The sequence below is a fragment of the Mycobacterium sp. NGS67 genome, assembly GCF_059812185.1.
In genome coordinates this window covers 22,422-42,177 of the sequence record NZ_JCALCF010000004.1, presented here as the reverse complement: position 1 = coordinate 42,177, position 19,756 = coordinate 22,422, and the positions used below count along the sequence as shown (strand labels likewise).

The following is a 19,756-nucleotide window of genomic DNA, read 5'->3' as shown; positions in this document are numbered from 1 at the left end:
AGCGCCGAACCGCTCGCGGACGACGAGCTTTGGCCGAACATCAGTATCCGATTCTTGGCCGCGATCTCCGCGGCGTAGGGTTCTCGATCTCAGCAACCGTCGTGCGGAAGCGGTCTGAACATCAGCATCGGGTAGCGCAGGTTGGCACCGGCTAAGTTATGCGATTCGACTGATTCAGTTCATGCTATTTGACTGATTCAATGCCTGCTAATTGTATGATTGAGGCTATGCGGTACGCCAGGCGCGCCATAGACAGCGAACTGGACGCACTGTTCGGACAAGTACCGGCGATCGCCATCGACGGCCCCAAGGCAGTAGGGAAGACGACGACCGCCGAGCAGCGAGTCGTCGGCGTGTTACGACTCGATGCAAAGCCCAACTATGAGGCAGTGCACGCCGACCCGGGTCTGTTGATGACTCGGCCGCGGCCATTGCTCATCGACGAGTGGCAGAAGGTTCCCGAGGTGTGGGATGTCGTGCGCCGGGCTGTCGACGACGATCCATCTGGCGGCCAGTTTCTCCTTGTCGGGAGTGCTTCACCCCGACATGGGGCGACGGCCCACTCCGGCGCGGGGCGTATTGGACGGCTCCGCATGCGCCCCATGACGTTGTCAGAGCGGGGGATCGCGTCGCCGACAGTCACTCTTGGCGAATTGCTTGGTGGGAGACGGCTTCCGCTCGCCGGGGCGACGCAGGTCCGGCTGGTCGACTACACGCATGAGATCGTGGCATCGGGTTTCCCGGGTATGCGGACCCTCGGTGCGCGGGCATTGAAGTTTCAGCTTGATTCGTACCTGCGGAATGTCGTTGATCGGGACGTGCCCGAGCAGGGGCTCGCCGTTCGTAAGCCTGATGCCATGTTGGCGTGGTTGCGTGCCTACGCGGCGGCCACATCCACGACGGCCAGCTACACCGCAGTCCTCGATGCGGCCACCGCCGGTGTCAGTGACAAACCGGCGCGTTCAACGAGCATCGCGTATCGAGATGTGCTTACTCGGCTGTGGCTTCTGGACCCGGTACCCGCATGGGGTCCCGCGGGAAACCCGTTGGCGCGCTTGGCCCAATCGCCCAAGCATCACCTGGCCGACCCTGCGTTGGCGGCACGTCTACTCGGCTTGTCCATGGATACACTCCTCGGCGGTGAAGGTAAGCCGAGCGGCCCCAGGGCCGGGGGCATGCTCGGGCATCTTTTCGAATCCTTGGTCACGCTTTGCGTACGGGTCGCTGCCCAGGCCGCCGAGGCCACCGTCGGGCACCTCCGGACACGCAACGGTGACCACGAAATCGATCTGGTGGTGGTGCGTGACGACGGTCGGGTTCTCGCTATCGAGGTGAAACTGGCTGCGACAGTGGAAGATCGAGACACCGCGCATCTTCGCTGGCTGGCCGACCACCTGCGGGCGGACTTGCTCGACGCGATCATCATCAATACCGGACCCAACGCCTACCGACGCCCCGACGGAATAGGCGTGATTCCGCTGGCGCTGCTAGGTCCCTAATGATACGGAGCATGCAGTGCACGGAGACGGGGCGCGCGTTTACGCCGTCAACACGCCGAACCGAAAAGCGCCGGTTGTCCTTATCTGAACCGAGTGGCGCTAGCTAGTTTCCTTTGAGATGCCGGCGTTTTGGACTTAGGGAGCGGTCGACCATCCGCACGATCATTTTCGGGGCCGCGGAGTCTATTGCACGTGTAACGGCTGCTGCGGTAACACCTGCGGTCACGGCTGTGACCTCCCGATTGTGTCGCGCACGCCAGACCGTCGATCGCATCGACTTATAGGCGTCCCGCGCCATGCCGGGCCGGGACGGTTTCACCTCGCCCAGCACTCTGAAAAGCTGCTCGGCAATGATGGGCTGGAGCTGTCGTGCTACCCGCTCGAACCTCGAAACAGCGTGCGGCACAGCGCTCCCGACACGTTGATGACGATTCGCGGTCTTCTCCGCCGAAGCCATTACCCGTTCGCCGAGTTCGGCGAATTCTGCTTTCGTGCGCGGTTGCACGCCTCTGAGGAGGGCAATAGCCATTGCCAGTTCGGCGACAATTTCCCGAAGCTGGCCTACGACATCTTCGTTTCTCAGCGTGCTCGCGAGCCTTCGCGTGGCGTGCGCCTTGACGCGTCGAATCTTCGCTTCATTGTCGAGATTGGGGTAACCCTCCTCGATTTCGTCGATCAGTCGTTGAGCGTTCGGCAACTGCTCGGCGAACAGCGCACCAAGCGCAGACGCAGCGTCCGCGGTTGACTGCCCGCTTTCCTGATCGCGAGCTTTACCGCCAGAGTCCTCACCGGGCGCGTCGGGCATGGTCTGATCGTATCGAGCCAGACCGACAGGTGAGGCAGGTGTCGTTGCCGCGGAGCGGGCCTTGGCGACGCCAGCGCAAATACGCAAGTCGTCCACAGCCTAGTTGATGACTGCCGCCGCCAAGTAGTCAAAGAGGTGGCTGATGAGTGCTGCCGGGAAGCCTCCGACTAATGGTATTGCTTATAGATCGCCTCCAGTGCGCGAAAGGAGTGGAGATGCGCTTAAACGGCGGACGCTGAAAGGAATCGAATGCCTATTGCCATCGGTAAAAATTTGCGGTTGGTCTCATTCATGGCGTTATCGTTGTTTGCGGCATCGTCAGCAGGTGAGCTCTTCGCCTATCCAGCTAGGGCAGAAGTCAACTGCCCGCCCGGAATGGTGCCACCCAGCGTCAACCCGGACTGTTATCTTCTCTGGGGCCTAGCGCGCACCAGCGCCTTCAGAGCGGCGACTACTAACAATCCAGCTGATCTCATCAGCGCCGCGCATCAAACCTGCGACAGATTGGGTACTGGTTCGAAGATGACCGTCCTCGCATGGTTTCAACACTCTTATTCTGTCTCCGTAGAAGACGCCGCGGAGTTCATTCAAGTTGCCGAGGCTGCCTACTGTCCGCAATACACCAGCAGAACATACTGATGCGGCGACCAAGGGGATCGATGGTCGAGTCTGGTCGCAGTAACTGTTTGGTCACTGCTTGCACTCGCGCAAACGTTTTACGCTTACGAAGAAAGCGGTCTCACGACGTGCTTATGTCGTGGGTTGGCAGGACGGAGAACTCGTGATCAAAAGTGGCAAACAGGGTCCTCTCCGGTTGCGCCGTCGGCGGCCCCCATCTCGTCCTGCAACCGCCGTAGCGAGACGGCTCCACATCTGCGTGGCTGTCCTGGCGGTCGGTGCTGGCGCCACGCTCACTCCGGCGGCCACCGCTTACGCCGATCCCGCTGATCCGGCGGTGGGTAAGTCCTGCGACGATGCGGGCCGCTGGATTTCACGCGCTTCATACGGCAACTACAACTACTGGCTTGTTTGCTGGGGCACTCACATCTGGGTTCCATACGACCCAGAATTCAAAGTGCCCCTCGGCAGCCCGTGCAGTGGCAACACAATACCTGGGATCTTCGGAATCTCTAAGATGGCCCTCATAGATGGCGTCGACCCTTCCGGGGTCGCGTACTACGCCTGGTGCGCCCAGGGTGTATGGCAAACACCACCGAATTACCCTATGACCCAGTCCGGGCCGGTCCCCGTCCCGCTGTAGGTGAGGTTCGAGTTGCTCGCCCCCGTTGGTTGCTCATAGGGATGGTTTTCGTGCGCTCGGGACGACGACGTCGGGCGGCGTCGCATCATTCGGTGGTAACTCCGTCAGCTATGCGGTGCCGTCCTGACCACGGGCGGCATCTCGATGACGATTCGCGGTCTTCTCCGCCGAAGCCATCACCCGTTCGCCGAGTTCGACGACCTCTGCTTCCGTCCGCGGTTGCAAATCTCTGAGGAACTAGGTCCTGACGCAGCGTCTGCGGTCGACTGCCCGCTTTCCTGATCGCGAGCAACACCGCCAGCGTCGACACCGATGTCTGAGGAAAACCACCCGCGACATTTTCGCGCAGGCTGATTTTAGGGGTTAACTTCAGGTAAACTTCCGGCTAACTCCCGGTGCCCCGGGGGGACCCGACGGCCGCGATATCGACAACCCGTCGGGGGGCCTAGCAGAACGGAGCCCTGCCATGTCCATTCGCGTCACCGCTTCTGCCGGATCCCTGTTAGCCGCGCTTCTTGCGCTCATCGGTGCCGCGGTCGTGGGTGCAGGTCCAGCATCGGCCGACCCGAGCCAAGACGATCACTTCCTGGCACTGCTCGACGAGAAAGGTGTCGCTGCCCTTTCGGGCGTGCCGAGCCTGATCGCCACAGCGCATGAGATCTGCGGCAAACTCGGTGCCGGGGTGCCGGCGGACACCTTGGTAGATGCATTGGTGGACAATGCAAATGCCATCACCCCCGGTGCCGATCCTGGCCGACTCGCGCGTACCGAGTCTCGATTCCTGGCTGCCGCAGTCGAGGCTTACTGTCCGACCGAGCGGGGACGGGTAGCTTTCATCAATCCTGCGGGATGGAACACTCCCAAACTCCGGGTGGCGCTCGCTTCGTCGATGAAAGAGACAAACCCGGAAAACCCGACTCCGCCAGCGCCGGGAACGGACGCCCAGAATCTGATGCCGCCGCAGGCAGTGGCCCCACCTCCGCCGACCAGGGTGGCACCTCCTGTGGTCGGTCCTCCGCCGGGGGGCGGCGGGGGAGCGGGGGGCACTGGCGGTGGTACCGGTGGAGGGGCGCCTTTACCGCCCATGGAACCAGGCATCATCACGTTGGCCCCGTAAGTTATTCGGTTCTCTGACAACATTTTTCGAGGTCGACAGGTTCACGTCCAGGCTTGCTCGCGCCAGCGCCAGGCGTTGTCGCGCAAGAACCGCTCGAGGGTGCGCGGCGGACGGTTCAACAACTGCTGCACCTTGTCAGTGAGCGGCTGATTGCGCCCCAGCTTCGTCAAGGTGTAGACCGCTGACATGAATCCGATTGTGTCCCAGCCGACCCCGCGACGGTGCAGCCGTGCGGCAAAGCGCACCAAACTCGGATTGGTGTAGCGCACCGGATATCCCAGCGCCGCGGACAACGCGACAGCGACCTCGTCCATGGTCAGCGCGGCCGGCCCGGTGAGGTGATAGACGGCGTTGCGATGATTGTCCGGTTGCAGCAATGCCATAGCGGCAACCTCGGCCGCATCGCGCGCATCGATGAAGCTGGTGAGATCGTGTCCGGCCGGAATGAACAATTCGCGGCGCTCGACAATGTCGGTGCCGTGCGTGGAGATAGCTCGGTGCAGGTTCTGCATGAAAAAGCTGCACCGCAAGAGCGACCAACTCATGGAACTGGCACGCAGCGCCGCCTCGACCTTGTAGTGCGGGATGAACCGGGCGCGGTCAGCACCGAATACCGACACGTACACCACATGGCGACATCCCACCTGCTGAGCCGCATTCACGAACGGAATCACCGCATCCCGCGCCGCACGATTGCCCGGCAACGGAAACAGCAGAAACAGCACCTCGATCCCGTCCAATGCGGCAGGCCAGGTGGACCGGTCGAAGAAATCGAATTTCAGCACCTGCGCCTGGTCGCAGACCCGGTCGCGGAGCAGGTCGGGATGGCGGCCGACGACGCGCCAACCGCTCGCCGGTGGGTTGGCGCGCAACACCTCCACCAACTGCTCGCCCACATTGCCCGAGGGACCCGTGATCAGCAGCACGGCCGATGTTTACCACAGCACGGAAAAACAAGGCGCCGGTCGCACGGGTTCAGGGATGCAGGCTCCACTGCCCGTAATCCTGGGCAAGGACATCGTTGACGTCGACTTCTTGACCCCCGACCTTCGGGCCTGGATTCGACGCCGTACTGACCACCCTCTGGTAGAGAACCGCAGCGGGGTCGATTTTGCTGCCGGACCAGGCCTTGGTCTGCCAGGCCCACCGGTGGCCGGGGGTGCGCGAAGCACCGATGACGCCGTCGGCGGCGGCCCATTGGCACACATCGATACCGCCGTAGACGCCGGTGCGCTGCACGCCGAGCACCGAATTGATTCCGCGAAACCACTTCAGCGCCACGGTGTTCCAGGTGTCGCGGTTGATGTCCTCGTCGATGGTGAAGAAGATCGGGGCACTCTGCGCGCCACCGGCCGCGGTGTGCAGCTTCCAGGCGGTGCGGGCGTCGTCGACACCGCCGGCGAACCCGCGCTTGAAGTCCGATGGTGCCGACCCGCCCGGCTTGCCGTACTGGTAGTTGCTGACGATCATCAGCCCGGCTGCGGTCAGTTGCTCGGCGTAGGGCCGGGTGATCGGCTTGGCGCCGAAAGACGAGCCGGGCCGTGATAGCGAGACGTAATTGATGACCCCGGCATAGCCGGCCGCCCGGATCTGCTCCGCTGGAATCTGGTGCATGGCGAAGTCGATCAGTTTGGGCGGGGCGGCCGCTGCCGCGGGGACGGCGGCACTCGCCGCATGCAACCCCGGCAGTGCGGACAAGGCTAGGGCGCAACGCAATACGTCACGCCGGGCGATAGGGCGCGATCGCCGAAGGTCTGAATTGACCGACAAGTCGGGCATCGCGCGATGTTAACAATGTGACCATTGTTAAAACGTGTCGTGAGCTAACCGATATCAAATCGGTCCGTGCGGTTCACAACCCGGCGCCGGCGGCGGAGATCGCCTCGCGCATACCTCTGGTCGCCAGTCGGTCGGCGAGCTCATTGTCGGCGACGCCGGCGTGCCCCTTCACCCAGAACCACTCGACGCGGTGACGTGCACAGGCCGCTTGCAGCCGTTGCCAGAGGTCGACGTTCTTCACCGGTTGCTTCGCGGCGGTCTGCCAGCCGTTGCGCTCCCACCCCAGAACCCATTTGGTGATGCCGTTCCGGACGTAGGTGCTGTCGGTGTAGAGATGCACTGTCACGGCCCGGGTCAGTGCCTCCAGCGCCATGATGGGCGCCATCAGTTCCATCCGGTTGTTGCTGGTCTTGTGAGATTCGCCGCCGCACATCTCGCGGACGTGCTGACGTTGGCGCAGCACCACCCCCCAGCCGCCGGGCCCGGGATTGGGTCGGCACCCACCGTCGGTGTGGATGACCACCACGTCGTCGTCCATCCGCTCAGTCCGCCCGTGCCTCGCGGAGTAGCCGCACGGCCTTGGGGCCGACGCCGTGAAGCGCGAGCAGGTCGTCGAGATCCGTTGGCAGGGAGCCGATGGTGCGGAAGCCGGCATCCCGGAGCGCGCCGGTCGCCGGGCGACCGATCCGGACACCATCAAAGAGGGGACCGCGATCCTCGGTGTCAGCCATGCGCCGAGGATAGGCATGCAGGCCCGCAGTTGGCGTCGCGACGCGCTATCTGCTCGCGGATTTGGCAACGCCGATCTTGACCATACGTCCAAGCGCGATTGTATGGTGAGTGGATGAGTCGCTCGACCGTAGGCGCTCGAAGCGCGACTACCCGTGACGCCGATCCGCTGCTCGGTCTGCCGTTCGAGGATTCCGACGACGTGATCCGTGCCGCCGTCGCGGAAGCCAGTGTGCCCGCATTGTTGATGTCGATGGTGCACATGACCGGTGAACTCGGACTGCTCGACGAGCTGCCACGGCCGTTCATGCTCATCGCGATGGATCTGCAAGGCGGGATGAGCGAACCCGACAAACAGATCGTGCGCGAGCGTGCCTTCGATGTGATCTGCGAGTACCGCGACCGCGGCTGCCCGCCGCCGTTCGTCCCGGACGGCGAACAAATGCGGGTGATGCTCGACGTGATGTCCGCCGGCACGGTCACCGAACAATTCGTCGACTACGTCGCGGCGGACCTGCGGTTCAGCGACGCCGATCAGTGCGGCCCGGTGCTGGCCTCGAGCGAGGAACAGCGCGCCGAGTTCCCCGTCGTGGTCATCGGATGCGGCGAAGCCGGCCTGTTGGCCGGCATCAAACTCAAAGCGGCGGGCCTGCCGTTCACGATCGTGGAAAAGCAGTCTGCGGTCGGCGGGACATGGCTGGCGAACCGGTATCCCGGGTGCCGCGTCGACATCGCCAACCAGTACTACGCCTACTCGTTCGAGCCGACGGACCACTGGACGCACTACTACTCCGAGCAGCCCGAGATCCTGCAATACCTGCAAGACGTCGCCGCCCGGCACGGCATCGAGCCGCACGTGCGTTTCAACACCGCCGTGACCAGCGCGGTCTGGGACGACGCGACGGCGACGTGGCAAGTAACCATCCGGTCCGCCGAGGGTGGCACCGAGACGCTGGCCTCCCGGGCCCTGATCTGTGCCGTCGGCCAGTTCAGCAACCCCGTCATCCCGGACATCAAAGGCGCCAACGACTTTCGTGGGCCGTCATTCCACACCGCAGACTGGCGTGACGACGTCGAATTGACGGGCAAGCGGGTGGCGGTGATCGGCGCCGGCGCCAGCGGATTCCAGCTCGTGCCCGCGATCGCGGACAGGACCGAACAGGTGGACGTCTACCAGCGCACCCCGCAGTGGATGGCACCCAATCCGCTGTATCACGACGCCATCCCCGACGGTGCCAGGTGGGCGATCCGTCATCTGCCCTATTACGGGAGATGGTTGCGGTTCGTGTCGTGGTGGCCCATTGCGGACGCGCTCGACGAGCAAGTGATGATCGACCCGCAGTGGAACAACGGCGGGTTGTCCTGCAACGCATCGAACCACGCGATTCGGGAGATGTTCATCGCGTGGATGCGGGTCTTCTGCAAGGACGAAGAGCTACTCGAGAAAGTGACGCCGAAGTATCCGCCGATGGGCAAGCGGACGTTGCAGGACAACGGAACCTGGCTCACGACGCTGCAGCGCGACGACGTCGAACTCGTCACCGATCCCATCGCCGAAATCACCGCCAACGGGGTGAGGACGGTCGATGGCAGGCACCGTCCGGCCGATGTGCTGGTCTGGGCCACCGGATTCGACGTCAACCACCAGCTCGGCCCCATCAACGTCCGCGGCCTCGACGGGATCGAACTCAACTCGGTGTGGGGCGACTCCGCCTACGCCTACCTCGGGGTCACCGTGCCGGGTTTCCCGAATTTCTTCTGCATGTACGGACCCGGCACCAACGCCGTCAACGGTGCCAGCATCATCTACAACTCCGAGTGCCAAATGCGTTACGTCATGGGGTGTATCGACATGGTGATCGCCGGCGGTCAGGGTTCGGCGACGGTCCGAAAAGACGTCTGCGACGACTACAACCGGCGCGCGCAGGCGCGGTTGAACGAGATGGTGTACAGCCATCCGGCGGTGACCAGCAGCTACTACAAGAACGCCGCGGGTGGCCTGCCCACTCTTTACGGTTTCCGCATCTTCGACTATTGGCGGTGGACGAACCGGGTGAACCCGGATGACTACGAACTGCGCTCCAGGTAGTCGCGACCTGGCCATACAGGTTTCAGCAGGATGTACCGTGGCCCGGATGGTTGTGACGTTCCGCAACGTTAGAGGCCGCTGAACGACCTAGCGAAAAACCGCCTCAACAAATCTGATTCGGCTTTCGAGTCTTTCAGCGGCCAAACCCAGAGAGCCAGAAACACGCGGATGAGCCACTGCTCGGCCAGTGGGTCCCGAACTTCGTCGCCGAGCATCTCCGCGGCGAACTCTCGGACGGCGGGCGAATCGGTGAGCCAGTCGCTGCTCGAGTTCATGTCCACTGACCGGAAGAGTTGCGTCAACGGGTGCGACTGCACATGCTGGAGCGCGACGAGGGTCGCGGTCAGGACTCGCTCGGAACCGCGGAGGCCTTTGATGCTTTCCCTGAGATCGTCGATGATTTGCGTTGCCTGGATCTTGACGACCGCGTCGCGAATCGTTGCTTTACCGCCGGCATGTCGATAAATCGTGGCGGGTGAGCAATGGACCCTGGCGGCCAATGCCTCGATGGAGAAGCCTTCGTAGCCCACGTCGGAAATCAGCTCGACGGCCGCCGCGTAGATCCGATCCGCAGCCTCGCTGTGACGATCTCGTCCCACCAGCCAGTCAGAGGGCGACATAGGTCGATGTTCTACCCTGCCTGACCCCGGTTGCAAGTTGTTTCGCACGCTGAGACAGATTGACCGCTATTTCTCATGCCGGTGCGCAGGTCAAGCCGTGCAACCGATTTCGGGGAAGGCTCCGAAGTGTATGGCAGGTTATCAACTTCGTCCGCAACCGTTGACGTGACTGGACAACGCGCTCAACCTGATTGGGTGGCGGTATTGGATGACCCGGCGAACTTCTTCGGCACCGCCGCATTGCAGGATCCATATCCGCTCTACGAGCGCATGCGTGCGGAGGCCCCAGTGCACCGCATCGGCGATTCGGTGTTTTACGCCGTCTGCGGCTGGGATGCGGTGATCGACGCGGTCAATCGGGTCGACGACTTTTCGTCGAATTTGAGTGCGACCATGGTCTACCGCGAGGACGGAAACGTTGTCCCGTTCGAGATGATGGAGGCAGGCAGCCCCAGCCACGCACTGGCCACCGCCGACGATCCGATCCACGCCGTGCACCGCAAAATCCTGCTGCCACACCTGTCTGCCAAGCGTGTCCGGGTGATCGAAGAATTCGCCGGGCAAGTCGCCGAACGGCTCTGGACGGAGAACCTGCACAGCGGCCGCATCGAGTGGATGGGTGCCCTGGCCAATCGTCTGCCGATGATGGTGGTCGCCAAGTTGCTCGGGCTGCCCGAGACCGACGTCGACAGGCTCATCCGACTCGGCTTCGCGACCACCACCCTGCTCGACGGCGTGGTCACCCAAGCTCAACTCGAGGCTGCGGGTCGTGCCGCATTCGAGCTGTCGAGCTACGTCATGGAGCATTTCGAAAAGGCAAGTCACTCAGCTGAATCCGGTCTGATCTCGGACCTGGCCTCCCGTTTCGCGTCAGGAGAAGTCGATCAGACCGTCGCGATGGGCATCATGCTGACACTTTTCAGCGCTGCCGGTGAATCGACGGCATCGCTGTTGGGTAGCGCGGCCTGGATCCTCGCCGAACGCCCGGACATCCAACGGCGGTTGCGGGATTCGCCCGAACTGCTCAACGCGTTCATCGAAGAGGCCCTCCGATACGAGCCACCGTTCCGCGGCCACTACCGCCACGTGTGGCGCGACACGACCCTGGGCGGGGTGGCAGTGCCGGCCAACGCGCATCTATTGCTGATGTGGGGTGCCGCTAATCGCGATCCGGGACACTTCGAGGCGCCCGACGAGTTCCGACTCGACCGCACCTCCGCGAGAGGCCATGTGACGTTCGGCAAGGGCGTGCACTTCTGCATCGGCGCCGCACTGGCACGGTTGGAGGCCCAGATCGTCTTTCGGATGCTGCTGGAACGCACCACGTGGATCGACGCGGTCGACGTCGGAGAATGGTTGCCCAGCATCCTCGTTCGCCGCTTGAGCCGACTCGAGTTGGCCGTCCGGTAGTCCTAATCAACCGGTTTCTGCTCAACGACTTCGACGAGCCGCAACTTGTATTGCGGCGCATCCGGGGGAGGGTATGGCAACGGCGTCTTCTCGACCCGTAAGTGATAGATATAGCCCGGTCGGTACTGGAAGCCCGCAATCGAGGACGTGTCGTTCCAGCTGAGTTCCCACGGTTTGTTCGGATCCCAGCGCAGTTGCAGGCAGTCTCGCGGTTTGGGGCCGACGCGGCAGGGCTGTGTCTGATCGGCGACGTAGAGGTCGAGCACTTGTGGTTCGGCGGGTCTGTTCGACGGCGTGGTCGCCGCGCTCGAGCTTGTTTGCGTGGGCGGTTGCCCGCTGTGGCCGCACCCTGCCGCCGTCAACGCCAGCAGTGCGGTCGCAAGAGATGTGTAGATCGGTGAGGGCACAGTTAAGACCTTAAGCGCGGGCGGCGATCAGCGCGCACTGCCGAGATCAGGATTCGAACAAGCGCGCCGCGTTGTCGTTGGTTGCCGACACCAACGGCCCCCGGCAGTTCTCCCGATTCCGGTCGATGAAACCCGCTGGCGCGAAAGGGAAATCACTGCCATACAGTAGCCGATCGGACCCGATGACATCGGCGGCCAGGCGCAGGGCGGCAGGGTCGGCGGACAACGCGATGTCGTAATAGCACCGCCGCAACTGATCCCGTACCGGCTCTCGGCGACCCCCGCCGGCCGACGGAATCTCGTCGAGCATGGACAGCCGCCAGGCCACCCACGGCAGCGTGCCACCCAGATGCGACAACACCAGCTTCATTCGTGGATAGCGTTGCAGCGATTCGGCGAGGATCATTTCCGCGACCATCCGCGTCGTGTCAAAGGTGAACTCCAATACCGGTGCAGGCAAGAACAATTGGGTGCCCGTCATCGGTGGCGGCAGATTCGGATGCACATGCACTACCGCGCCGTACCGGTCGAGTTCCTCCAGCACCGGCGCGAACGACGGGTCGCCGAGATAGCGGCCGCCGTAATTGGTCAGCACCGCAACGCCGTTCAGCTTCAGCTCGTCCAGGGCGCGCCGAACTTCCTTCACCGACGCCGTCACATCGGGCATCGGCAGGACCGCGAAGCCGCCAACCACATCAGGATTGCGCGCCGCGAGATCGGCGATGGTGTCGTTGCATTGACGGGCCAGCGCGTGACGTTCACCGTCGGGAATCGGGTCAAGCGCGGGGGCCGAGATCGACACGATCGCGCGACCCAGGCGGAGGCTGTCGATGCGGTCGAGCATCCCTTGTTCGGACCACGCCGGTTGCGGTATGCCGCCGACGGTGCCGTCGGTGACGGCGTCGATCGCAGCGCGGTAGCAGTCCGGGACCACATGGTGATGTACGTCGACCAAGCCGCTGCCCATCGGCCAACCATACCTCTTGGTATGTTCGTGGCATGGCGGAAGTGGCCGACGCTTTCATCGGTGGCGAAGCAGTGCAGACCGATCGGCGCCCCGTCTACAACCCGGCTCATTCCGACCAGATCGTGGGTCTTGCCGGACACAGTGATGCCGCTGTCGTAGATCGTGCCGTGCGGTCGGCGCACGCTGCGGCAGCAGAGTGGGCGGCAAGCGCGCCGCGGGAGCGAAAGCGCTTGATGAGAGCGGCCGCCGTGGCTGCCACGGTTGACTTCGAATCGCTTACGACTTTGCTGACCCGCGAGCAGGGCAAGGTGTTGTGGGAGTCCGTCATCGACCTCGCGGGTGCGCCCTACCTGTTACACGAATGTTCGAAATTGATCGATCGGGTCGTCGCCGAAGACGTCACCGACGACGAGCGCGGCCGGTTCGTCGTCCGGCGACGACCGGTGGGCGTCGTGGGCGTCATCGTCCCGTGGAACTATCCGGTGTTGTTGGCCTTCAACGGGATTGCGGCGGCATTGGCGGCGGGAAACACGGTGGTGGTGAAACCCCCGGAGTTGGCGCCGCTGGCCTTGACCAAGATTGTCGCGGCGGTTGCGGCCGCCCTGCCGACGGGTGTGCTCAATGTGGTGCCGGGCGACGGAGTCCAGACCGGCGGCGCACTGGCCGCCGATCCGCTGGTCCGTCGAATCCTGTTCACCGGCGGCATCACCAGCGGTCGCGAGGTCATGCGTTCGGCGGCGCAGAACATCACCGGCGTCGGGTTGGAACTCGGCGGCAACGATCCCGCCCTCGTCCTGGCGTCGGCGGTGGTCGACGACGAACTGGTGAAAGCGTTGCGTCACTCGGCGTTCACCTGCTCAGGACAGATTTGCTTTGCAATCAAACGAATTTACGTGCACCGCAGTCACTATGCCGCTCTGGTCGATGCGCTGGCCGACGCAGTAAACGAGATCGCCGTCGGGGACGGGCTCGATCCGCAAAGCACGATCGGGCCTTTGATCACCCGGGCCGCCCGCAGCAGAGTGCAGGGTCTGATCGAGGCCGCGACTTGCTCAGGTGCGACCGTTCGTCGGCTGGGCCGCAAAGTCGACCCCGCGACCTGGGACGGGGGTCATTTCCTGTTGCCCCACTTGGTGACTGACATCGCGCACGACAGCGGGCTGGTCGCCGCGGAGCAGTTCGGGCCGGCGCTACCCGTCGTCGCGTTCGATTCCGAAGACGAGGCGATCCGGATGGCCAATGACTCCGAGTTCGGTCTGGCGGCCTCGGTGTGGGCCCGGGATGACGACCACGCATTCGAGGTGGCCCGAAAGATCGATGCGGGAACGGTATTCGTCAACGTGCATCGCGCCGGGGCATCGGATCACACCACGCCGTTCGGTGGCGTCAAGCAAAGTGGGATCGGCCGGATCAACGGGTGGGCGTCGATCGAAGAAGTCACCGATGTCCAGACCCTCATCCGTCGCGACGATGCGGAATCGCTGCCGGGCGCACTGAACACGTCGCCGGAACGAGTCAGGTCCCGTCGACATGGGATTTTTCGACTCGAGTGGTGGTCGGCTGCACCGGCTCGCTATAGCCTCGGGGAGGGGGCTTGCTACCGGCGACCCCTACGCGACGTGCACGGTCGACAGTGGAGGGATCATCCGGCATGGCCATTGACTACAACAAGCCGAAGAAACAACCGCCGCCATCCTCGCCGCCACCCCCACCTCCGCCGCAGCCCTATCAGTCGCCACAGCCGTATCAATCGCCGCCACCGCCTTACCAGCCGCCGCCACCGCCTTACCAGCCGCCGCCACCGCCGCCGTCGTACCCGCCGCCTCCGGCGCCGCCGTCGTCGTACCCGCCGCCGCCGTCGTCGTACCCGCCGCCTCCGCCGCCGCCGTCGTCGTACCCGCCACCCCCGCCGCCGCCACCGCAACACCCGCCCTACCAGCAGGCACCGCCGAGTCAACCCGGCGTCAGTCTGTCCAAAGTGACCCTCACCAAGCAGGCGCCGACGGTCTCGTTGAGCAAGGGCGGCGGCGCGTCCGGCGTCATCCGGGCCAACCTGAACTGGACCCAAAGGCAAAGTGGCGGTGGGTTTTTCAAGCGCCTGGCGGCAAGCGGGGGAGACGTCGACCTGGACCTGGGCTGCCTGTTCGAGTTCGTCGACGGCGACAAAGGTGTGGTGCAGGCGCTCGGCAACCAGTTCGAGGTGAGCCCGCTCTCGGGTGGCCGGAAGATCATCTGGCTGTCCGGTGACGACCGCTCCGGCGCCAGCCAGGGCGGTGAGGACCTGTTCATCGACCTGTCGCAGGCCAGCCACATCCGCCGAATCCTCATCTTCGCCTACATCTACGAAGGCACCCCGAACTGGGCCGCCGCCAACGCGGTGGTGACGGTCTTTCCGCAGGCCGGGCCGCAGATCGAGGTGCGACTCGACGAGCACGACCCGGGCTCGCGGATGTGCGCCATCGCGATGCTGACCAACAACAACGGCGATATCACCGTCAACCGCGAGGTCCGCTACATCCGTGGCGGCCAGTCGTTGTTGGACCGCACCTACGGGTGGGGCATGGATTGGACCCCCGGCCGTAAGTGACCGTTGAGCTTCAACGCTGGACTTTCATTGTGAATCCTGGACTTTGCGCGGGATGCCTGGGCGGGATCCCACCGCTTCACACCCAAAGCCGCGGAACCGCGGTCTCGGTCCCACGAGTGTCCGCAAATGTACGGCCGGGCACCGATTTTCTGGCATTTTGGGGACCCTCGTGCACAGAACGGCCTCACCTAGGCCCGCTGCCGGTACACCGCAACCCGCGCGGGCCGTACCGTGCGTCCGACGGCCGTGACCCGTAGCCCCGGTGTGAGAACCTCGACGACCAGCCGGTCCTGGGACGCCGAATCGGTCGCCCGGACCTCGACCGCATCCATCGTCGCGGGATCGAAATCCGCCCCCACTGCAGGCATCAGGATTTCGCCGCCGCGCCCGACGATCAGCCGCTCCAGGCCCGCCCCGATGGCGTGGAACGCCGAGCGCTCCCGATTGGTACGTGACGTCGCCGCGCACGCGGTTGCATCGGAGTACAACGCGAACAGCTCCACCAACAGCGGGACGTCCGCCCCGGTGCTGTCCTTCGCTAGGCGGCGCGTTTCCTCGGCGACGCGGTCGATGCTGGCGGACTGCCGCCGCACCGCGCGACCCAGGTCGTCGAGGCGCTCGACTATCGCGGCTTGCACGTCATCCTCGGCCACGGCCATTGATAGTACTGAGACGACGTCCTCGCTACGCTTCCGATCGTGACGATTCACGGGATCGACCTCGGGACAACGAACTCCGCGATCGCCCGGACGGGCCGCGACGGGGCGCCGGAAGTCTTGAGCGGTTTCACCGGTGATCTCACCACGCCCTCGGTCGTCCTGTTCGCCTCCCACGACGAGTACCTCGTCGGCGAAGGGGCCCGTCGCCAGGCCCGCCTCGACCCCGAGCGCGTGTGCACGTTGGTCAAGCGCAGGATGGGCGACGCCGACTGGCGGTTCGTCGCGCACGGCAACGCGTGGTCCGCGCCGGCTGTCTCGGCCCTGATCCTGCGCAGCCTCATCGCCGATGCCGAGTACGCCACCGGCGAGCCCGTGCGCAAAGCCGTCATCACGGTGCCCGCCTACTTCGGTGACGAGGAACGCCGCGCAACGGTGCTCGCCGGCACACACGCCGGGATCGACGTCGCCGGCGTGCTGTCCGAGCCCATCGCGGCGGCACTGTCCTACGGGTTCGGGCGCCTGGACGGCCAGCCCAGCATGACCAAGGACGGCCCCCGGGAGACGGTGCTGGTCTACGACCTGGGTGGGGGCACCTTCGACGCGACCGTCATCGAGCTCGCCGACCGCCGGATCACCGTCCTGGCGGTCGAAGGCGACCACCAGCTCGGCGGCGCCGACTGGGACGAGCGGCTCGCACTGCACCTGTCCCGGCGGTTCTGCGACGCCAACCCCAACGCCGAAGACCCGCTGGACGACTCCGCCGGCAGCCAGGAACTCGTGCTGGCGGCCGAGCGCGCCAAACAAGAACTCTCCGACCGCGACGCGACCCAGGTCATCGTGGCCCACGACGGCGCCCGCGCGGTCGTCGACGTCACCCGCAAAGACCTCGAGGACATGACCTCGACCCTGCTGCGTCGCACCCTGGACCTCACCCGCGACTGTCTGGCCGCTGCCCGGCGCCGCGGCGCCGACGCCGTCGACCGCATCCTGCTGGTCGGTGGCTCGTCCCGGATGCCCGCCGTCGCCGCGGCGTTGCGTGCCGAGTTCGGGCTGCAACCGGAACTGTCCGACCCGGAGCTGTCGGTGGTGCGGGGCGCCGCCCTGTACGGCGAAAAACTCGAGATGGAACGCATGGTCGCCGACGACCTGGTCACCCGCGGCCGGTTGGCGCCGGGTGCGCTGCCGGAGGACGCCAGGCCCAGTGACCTCAACGACGCGTGCGGGCGGGTCGCCGACGCCTACGACCTGCCGCTGGCGCAGGTCCGCAGGGCGGTGCTGATCCGGGTGGACACTGTGGTCTCCCGCGGCTTCGGCGTTCTGGCGCTCAGCGACCAGAGCATGTCGCTGGAGGCGACCTGGCTGGTGCTGCGCAACGACCCGCTGCCGATCCGCGTACACCGCAGCTTCGGAACGGTCCGTGACGACCAGGACGCGATCCGCCTCGTCGTGGTCGAGCAACAGGGCCAGGTGGCGTCGTCACGGCCGGAGGACGCGAAGGTGCTGATCGGCGGCATGATCGAAGGCATCCCGCCCGGCTTCGGCGAAGGCAGCGAGGTGCGCATCACCTTCGAGATGGGCTTCGACGGCGTCCTGCAGGTGACAGCCCGCCACGTCGAAGCCGACATGCCGCTGGTATTGACCGCGGAGACCGGCGCGACGATGTCGGCGGCGGAGGTCGAGCGGGAGCGGCAGCAGGTTCAGCGTTCCCGGCGGCGGGACGTCGGACGGTGATCTGAGTGACAGCAAGCCTGCCTCCATTCGAATCGAACGCCTACCGCAAGCGGGTGCTGGCCGCGGTCGAGGCGCGCGGCGGCCCGCAGGCCTCAGACCCCTTCGAGCTCTACGACCTCCCGCTGGAGAGCGTCGAACAGCTGACCAATGCCGACGTCGCCGAACGCGTGGCTGAAGTCTGGGCGTTCTGGCAGCGCCAGCGCGACCACCCCAAGTACCGGGTGCTGGTCGCCGCGCTGCTGGCCGCGCACGACGCCAACAGTGCGGTACTGCTCGACGCGCAATCCCGGGCCGGGCTGGTCGGCCGGGTGCGACAGCAGCGCGAAGGGCAGGACGCCGCCCGCTACGAACTCTTCGACGCCGCGGTGTCCGCGCTCGTCGCCCGGCATGGTGGCATACCGCACGAAAAGCTCAGCCAGCTGGAAAAAGTGGGCTCCGACGCGGGCCTGACCGAAACCGAAGTCGCCGCCCGTCTGCGCCGGCACCGCGTCGTCGGCGCGCCCGAAACTGCGGCGACGCCCACCCACGAACTCGTTCCCGAACACCGGCGCCGCCAGATCCGCGCACTGCTGGACGAACTGGGCCGCATCTGGGAGTCCCCGCCGCCGGTGACCCTGTTCGCGTTGCTGGGATGCGGGCCGGATGTCGACGGCACCGAACTCGCCGCCCGGGCAGCCGCGTGGCGGGCGCGGGCGCGCGAGCTGCCTTCCGACCGGTTGCGCACGGTCATCGACGAGCTTCTCGTGCACATCGGTGACCTGCTGGAATCCGATCCCGCGCTGCGCGAGGCATACCTGGATGGCGTGGCTTGGGACTCGATGGACAAATTGCGTCCCCGGGTACGCGCGGCCGTCCTGGTCGAGGACCGGCTGACCGTGGACGACCACGCCCACCTGGTGACCGAGGCCGTCGACCTGGGTTTGGACGCCGGGCGGGCCTCGCGGGTGCTTTCGGCGCTGGCGGCCGAGTTCGGCGTGCCAGTCGACACGGCGCCACCGGCCGCGCGGCGTGACGAGCCGGCACCGCGCCCCCGGCAGCATGACCCGCCCTGGTCAGCACCCTTGCGTGCCGCGCGCAAAGCACTGCGGTCGGGCCGGCCGGTACAGGCTCAATCCCTGGCCGAGGAGGCCCGACGACACGCGTTGCCGGAGCGGCAGCCCTCTATCACCGCGGTGGTCGACGAGATCGAATCCGTTCTTGCCGATGCGCGTCTGCGCTGGCGGGCGGCCTCGGCGGCGCTGCAGGCGCGCAGGTATGCCGAGGTGGCCGACCACCTCGAGCACCTGACCCGGGTCGCCGCCGACCTGCCGGATCCCGGCGGCGCCGTCGACGCCGAGCGGGCACTGGCCGACGCCCGCGCCGCCGTCGCCGAAGCCGACCGGCTCGTCGATGCCGCAAGCGCAGGACCGGAGGCATCGCGCACGGCCCAGCTGGCGGCCGCGCTCGACGCATGCCCCGCGCACCCGGGCGCTCTGGCGGCGATGGCCACGTTGCCGTTGGGCGGTCCCGCCCGCGTTGCCGCGCAACGCAGCGCCGGTGGCGACGTCACGGTCAGCTGGGTACCGTCGCCGGACCCCGGCGTCACCTATAAAGTCACCCGGCTCGATCCCGGCGACATCTGGCGCACGGTCGGGCGGACGGTCGCCACCTCGATCACCGACGGCGGTGCGCCGCCCGGTCCGGGCATCCCGGTATACGCCGTCGTCGCGCTGCACACCGGGCGGAGCTCGGCGCAGGCTCGCTCCGACGCTGCTGTGCCGCACCGGGATCGGTCGGGACGGCCGGTGGTGACGCCGCCGTCTGAAACGGCGCCGCCCCAGCCGGACGGCCCGCCCGTGCCGCGCGATGTCCGTGCACATCGCGGCACCGACGGGAGCGTGCTGGTCTCCTGGTCGGCGCCGGAGAGTCCCGGCGAGGTCGAATACCAGGTCGCGCGGCGCGCCGCGGACGGACACTGGCGAGTCGTCGGCCGCACGCGGGCCACCTCGATCGAGGACGGCGGCGCACCCGACGGCCCGTTACCTCTTTACGGCGTGGCGGCACGCGGCCGCGACGGCACCTCGGAGCGAGCGGTGTCGACGCCGTCGGCGAGCTAG

General features: G+C 65.6%; 18 protein-coding genes. 9 read left to right on the top strand and 9 right to left on the bottom strand.

Annotation, left to right across the window (positions count from 1 at the left end; all coding sequences use genetic code 11):
* Positions 1 to 227 precede the first annotated feature (227 nt).
* Positions 228 to 1,499, top strand: a complete 1,272-nt coding sequence (locus tag AC5Y4D_RS04415; RefSeq protein WP_500036485.1) for an ATP-binding protein — start codon at positions 228 to 230, stop codon at positions 1,497 to 1,499.
* Positions 1,500 to 1,602: 103 nt separating this feature from the next.
* Here AC5Y4D_RS04415 and AC5Y4D_RS04410 read toward each other — a convergent pair whose 3' ends face one another.
* Entirely contained in the window at positions 1,603 to 2,304 is a 702-nt protein-coding gene (locus tag AC5Y4D_RS04410; RefSeq protein ID WP_500036484.1) for a hypothetical protein, read from the bottom strand.
* 249 nt (positions 2,305 to 2,553) lie between these two features.
* On the opposite strand from AC5Y4D_RS04410, the gene AC5Y4D_RS04405 reads away from it, so the two are divergent.
* Both AC5Y4D_RS04405 and AC5Y4D_RS04400 read left to right on the top strand, forming a co-directional pair.
* The gene (locus tag AC5Y4D_RS04405; protein ID WP_500036483.1) at positions 2,554 to 2,943 is read left to right on the top strand and encodes a DUF732 domain-containing protein; all 390 of its coding nucleotides are present in this window, start codon (positions 2,554 to 2,556) and stop codon (positions 2,941 to 2,943) included.
* Between the two features lie 1,088 nt (positions 2,944 to 4,031).
* A complete protein-coding gene (locus AC5Y4D_RS04400; RefSeq protein ID WP_500036482.1) occupies positions 4,032 to 4,682 on the top strand; it encodes a DUF732 domain-containing protein in 651 nt (216 codons plus the stop codon).
* 41 nt (positions 4,683 to 4,723) lie between these two features.
* On the opposite strand, the gene AC5Y4D_RS04395 is transcribed toward AC5Y4D_RS04400, so the two are convergent.
* The 4 genes from AC5Y4D_RS04395 to AC5Y4D_RS04380 form a co-directional block, all read right to left on the bottom strand.
* Positions 4,724 to 5,608, bottom strand: a complete 885-nt coding sequence (locus AC5Y4D_RS04395) for an NmrA family NAD(P)-binding protein (RefSeq protein ID WP_500036481.1) — start codon at positions 5,606 to 5,608, stop codon at positions 4,724 to 4,726.
* Positions 5,609 to 5,657: 49 nt separating this feature from the next.
* Positions 5,658 to 6,461, bottom strand: a complete 804-nt coding sequence (locus AC5Y4D_RS04390) for a DUF1906 domain-containing protein (protein WP_500036480.1) — start codon at positions 6,459 to 6,461, stop codon at positions 5,658 to 5,660.
* A 73-nt stretch (positions 6,462 to 6,534) separates the two neighbouring features.
* Positions 6,535 to 6,999, bottom strand: a complete 465-nt coding sequence (rnhA, locus tag AC5Y4D_RS04385; RefSeq protein WP_499946490.1) for a ribonuclease HI — start codon at positions 6,997 to 6,999, stop codon at positions 6,535 to 6,537.
* 4 nt (positions 7,000 to 7,003) lie between these two features.
* Complete coding sequence (locus AC5Y4D_RS04380) at positions 7,004 to 7,192, bottom strand: helix-hairpin-helix domain-containing protein (RefSeq protein ID WP_499946489.1); 189 nt, start codon at positions 7,190 to 7,192, stop codon at positions 7,004 to 7,006.
* 113 nt (positions 7,193 to 7,305) lie between these two features.
* On the opposite strand from AC5Y4D_RS04380, the gene AC5Y4D_RS04375 reads away from it, so the two are divergent.
* Complete coding sequence (locus tag AC5Y4D_RS04375; protein WP_499946488.1) at positions 7,306 to 9,279, top strand: flavin-containing monooxygenase; 1,974 nt, start codon at positions 7,306 to 7,308, stop codon at positions 9,277 to 9,279.
* A gap of 68 nt (positions 9,280 to 9,347) precedes the next feature.
* Here the strand turns inward: AC5Y4D_RS04375 and AC5Y4D_RS04370 are convergent, their stop codons facing one another.
* Positions 9,348 to 9,899, bottom strand: a complete 552-nt coding sequence (locus AC5Y4D_RS04370; protein WP_499946487.1) for a TetR/AcrR family transcriptional regulator — start codon at positions 9,897 to 9,899, stop codon at positions 9,348 to 9,350.
* A gap of 195 nt (positions 9,900 to 10,094) precedes the next feature.
* Here AC5Y4D_RS04370 and AC5Y4D_RS04365 point away from each other — a divergent pair, with 195 nt between their 5' ends.
* On the top strand, positions 10,095 to 11,309 hold the full coding sequence (locus AC5Y4D_RS04365) for a cytochrome P450 (RefSeq protein WP_499946486.1): 1,215 nt from the start codon (positions 10,095 to 10,097) through the stop codon (positions 11,307 to 11,309).
* A 2-nt stretch (positions 11,310 to 11,311) separates the two neighbouring features.
* Here the strand turns inward: AC5Y4D_RS04365 and AC5Y4D_RS04360 are convergent, their stop codons facing one another.
* Positions 11,312 to 11,575, bottom strand: coding sequence for a DUF4377 domain-containing protein (locus AC5Y4D_RS04360; RefSeq protein ID WP_500036479.1), 264 nt, complete (start codon positions 11,573 to 11,575; stop codon positions 11,312 to 11,314).
* 187 nt (positions 11,576 to 11,762) lie between these two features.
* A complete protein-coding gene (locus AC5Y4D_RS04355) occupies positions 11,763 to 12,683 on the bottom strand; it encodes an amidohydrolase family protein (protein ID WP_499946484.1) in 921 nt (306 codons plus the stop codon).
* A gap of 32 nt (positions 12,684 to 12,715) precedes the next feature.
* Between AC5Y4D_RS04355 and AC5Y4D_RS04350 the strand changes: the two genes are divergently transcribed.
* Both AC5Y4D_RS04350 and AC5Y4D_RS04345 read left to right on the top strand, forming a co-directional pair.
* On the top strand, positions 12,716 to 14,665 hold the full coding sequence (locus AC5Y4D_RS04350) for an aldehyde dehydrogenase family protein (RefSeq protein WP_499993407.1): 1,950 nt from the start codon (positions 12,716 to 12,718) through the stop codon (positions 14,663 to 14,665).
* On the top strand, positions 14,662 to 15,270 hold the full coding sequence (locus AC5Y4D_RS04345; RefSeq protein ID WP_499993409.1) for a TerD family protein: 609 nt from the start codon (positions 14,662 to 14,664) through the stop codon (positions 15,268 to 15,270). The genes AC5Y4D_RS04350 and AC5Y4D_RS04345 overlap by 4 nt, the downstream gene beginning before the upstream one ends.
* Before the next feature lie 188 nt (positions 15,271 to 15,458).
* Here the strand turns inward: AC5Y4D_RS04345 and grpE are convergent, their stop codons facing one another.
* Complete coding sequence (gene grpE, locus AC5Y4D_RS04340) at positions 15,459 to 15,923, bottom strand: nucleotide exchange factor GrpE (protein WP_499946101.1); 465 nt, start codon at positions 15,921 to 15,923, stop codon at positions 15,459 to 15,461.
* Positions 15,924 to 15,968: 45 nt separating this feature from the next.
* Here grpE and AC5Y4D_RS04335 point away from each other — a divergent pair, with 45 nt between their 5' ends.
* Both AC5Y4D_RS04335 and AC5Y4D_RS04330 read left to right on the top strand, forming a co-directional pair.
* Entirely contained in the window at positions 15,969 to 17,660 is a 1,692-nt protein-coding gene (locus AC5Y4D_RS04335) for an Hsp70 family protein (RefSeq protein ID WP_500036478.1), read from the top strand.
* A gap of 5 nt (positions 17,661 to 17,665) precedes the next feature.
* A complete protein-coding gene (locus AC5Y4D_RS04330; RefSeq protein ID WP_499946103.1) occupies positions 17,666 to 19,756 on the top strand; it encodes an Ig-like domain repeat protein in 2,091 nt (696 codons plus the stop codon).

Excerpts from the sequence above, each read along its gene's own strand:
- AC5Y4D_RS04380 (WP_499946489.1), bottom strand. The coding sequence starts at position 7,192 with ATGGCTGACACCGAGGATCGCGGTCCCCTCTTTGATGGTGTCCGGATC.
- AC5Y4D_RS04400 (WP_500036482.1), top strand. The coding sequence starts at position 4,032 with ATGTCCATTCGCGTCACCGCTTCTGCCGGATCCCTGTTAGCCGCGCTT.
- AC5Y4D_RS04370 (WP_499946487.1), bottom strand. The coding sequence starts at position 9,899 with ATGTCGCCCTCTGACTGGCTGGTGGGACGAGATCGTCACAGCGAGGCT.
- AC5Y4D_RS04410 (WP_500036484.1), bottom strand. The coding sequence starts at position 2,304 with ATGCCCGACGCGCCCGGTGAGGACTCTGGCGGTAAAGCTCGCGATCAG.
- AC5Y4D_RS04390 (WP_500036480.1), bottom strand. The coding sequence starts at position 6,461 with ATGCCCGACTTGTCGGTCAATTCAGACCTTCGGCGATCGCGCCCTATC.
- AC5Y4D_RS04355 (WP_499946484.1), bottom strand. The coding sequence starts at position 12,683 with ATGGGCAGCGGCTTGGTCGACGTACATCACCATGTGGTCCCGGACTGC.
- AC5Y4D_RS04405 (WP_500036483.1), top strand. The coding sequence starts at position 2,554 with ATGCCTATTGCCATCGGTAAAAATTTGCGGTTGGTCTCATTCATGGCG.
- AC5Y4D_RS04415 (WP_500036485.1), top strand. The coding sequence starts at position 228 with ATGCGGTACGCCAGGCGCGCCATAGACAGCGAACTGGACGCACTGTTC.
- AC5Y4D_RS04350 (WP_499993407.1), top strand. The coding sequence starts at position 12,716 with ATGGCGGAAGTGGCCGACGCTTTCATCGGTGGCGAAGCAGTGCAGACC.
- rnhA (WP_499946490.1), bottom strand. The coding sequence starts at position 6,999 with ATGGACGACGACGTGGTGGTCATCCACACCGACGGTGGGTGCCGACCC.
- AC5Y4D_RS04375 (WP_499946488.1), top strand. The coding sequence starts at position 7,306 with ATGAGTCGCTCGACCGTAGGCGCTCGAAGCGCGACTACCCGTGACGCC.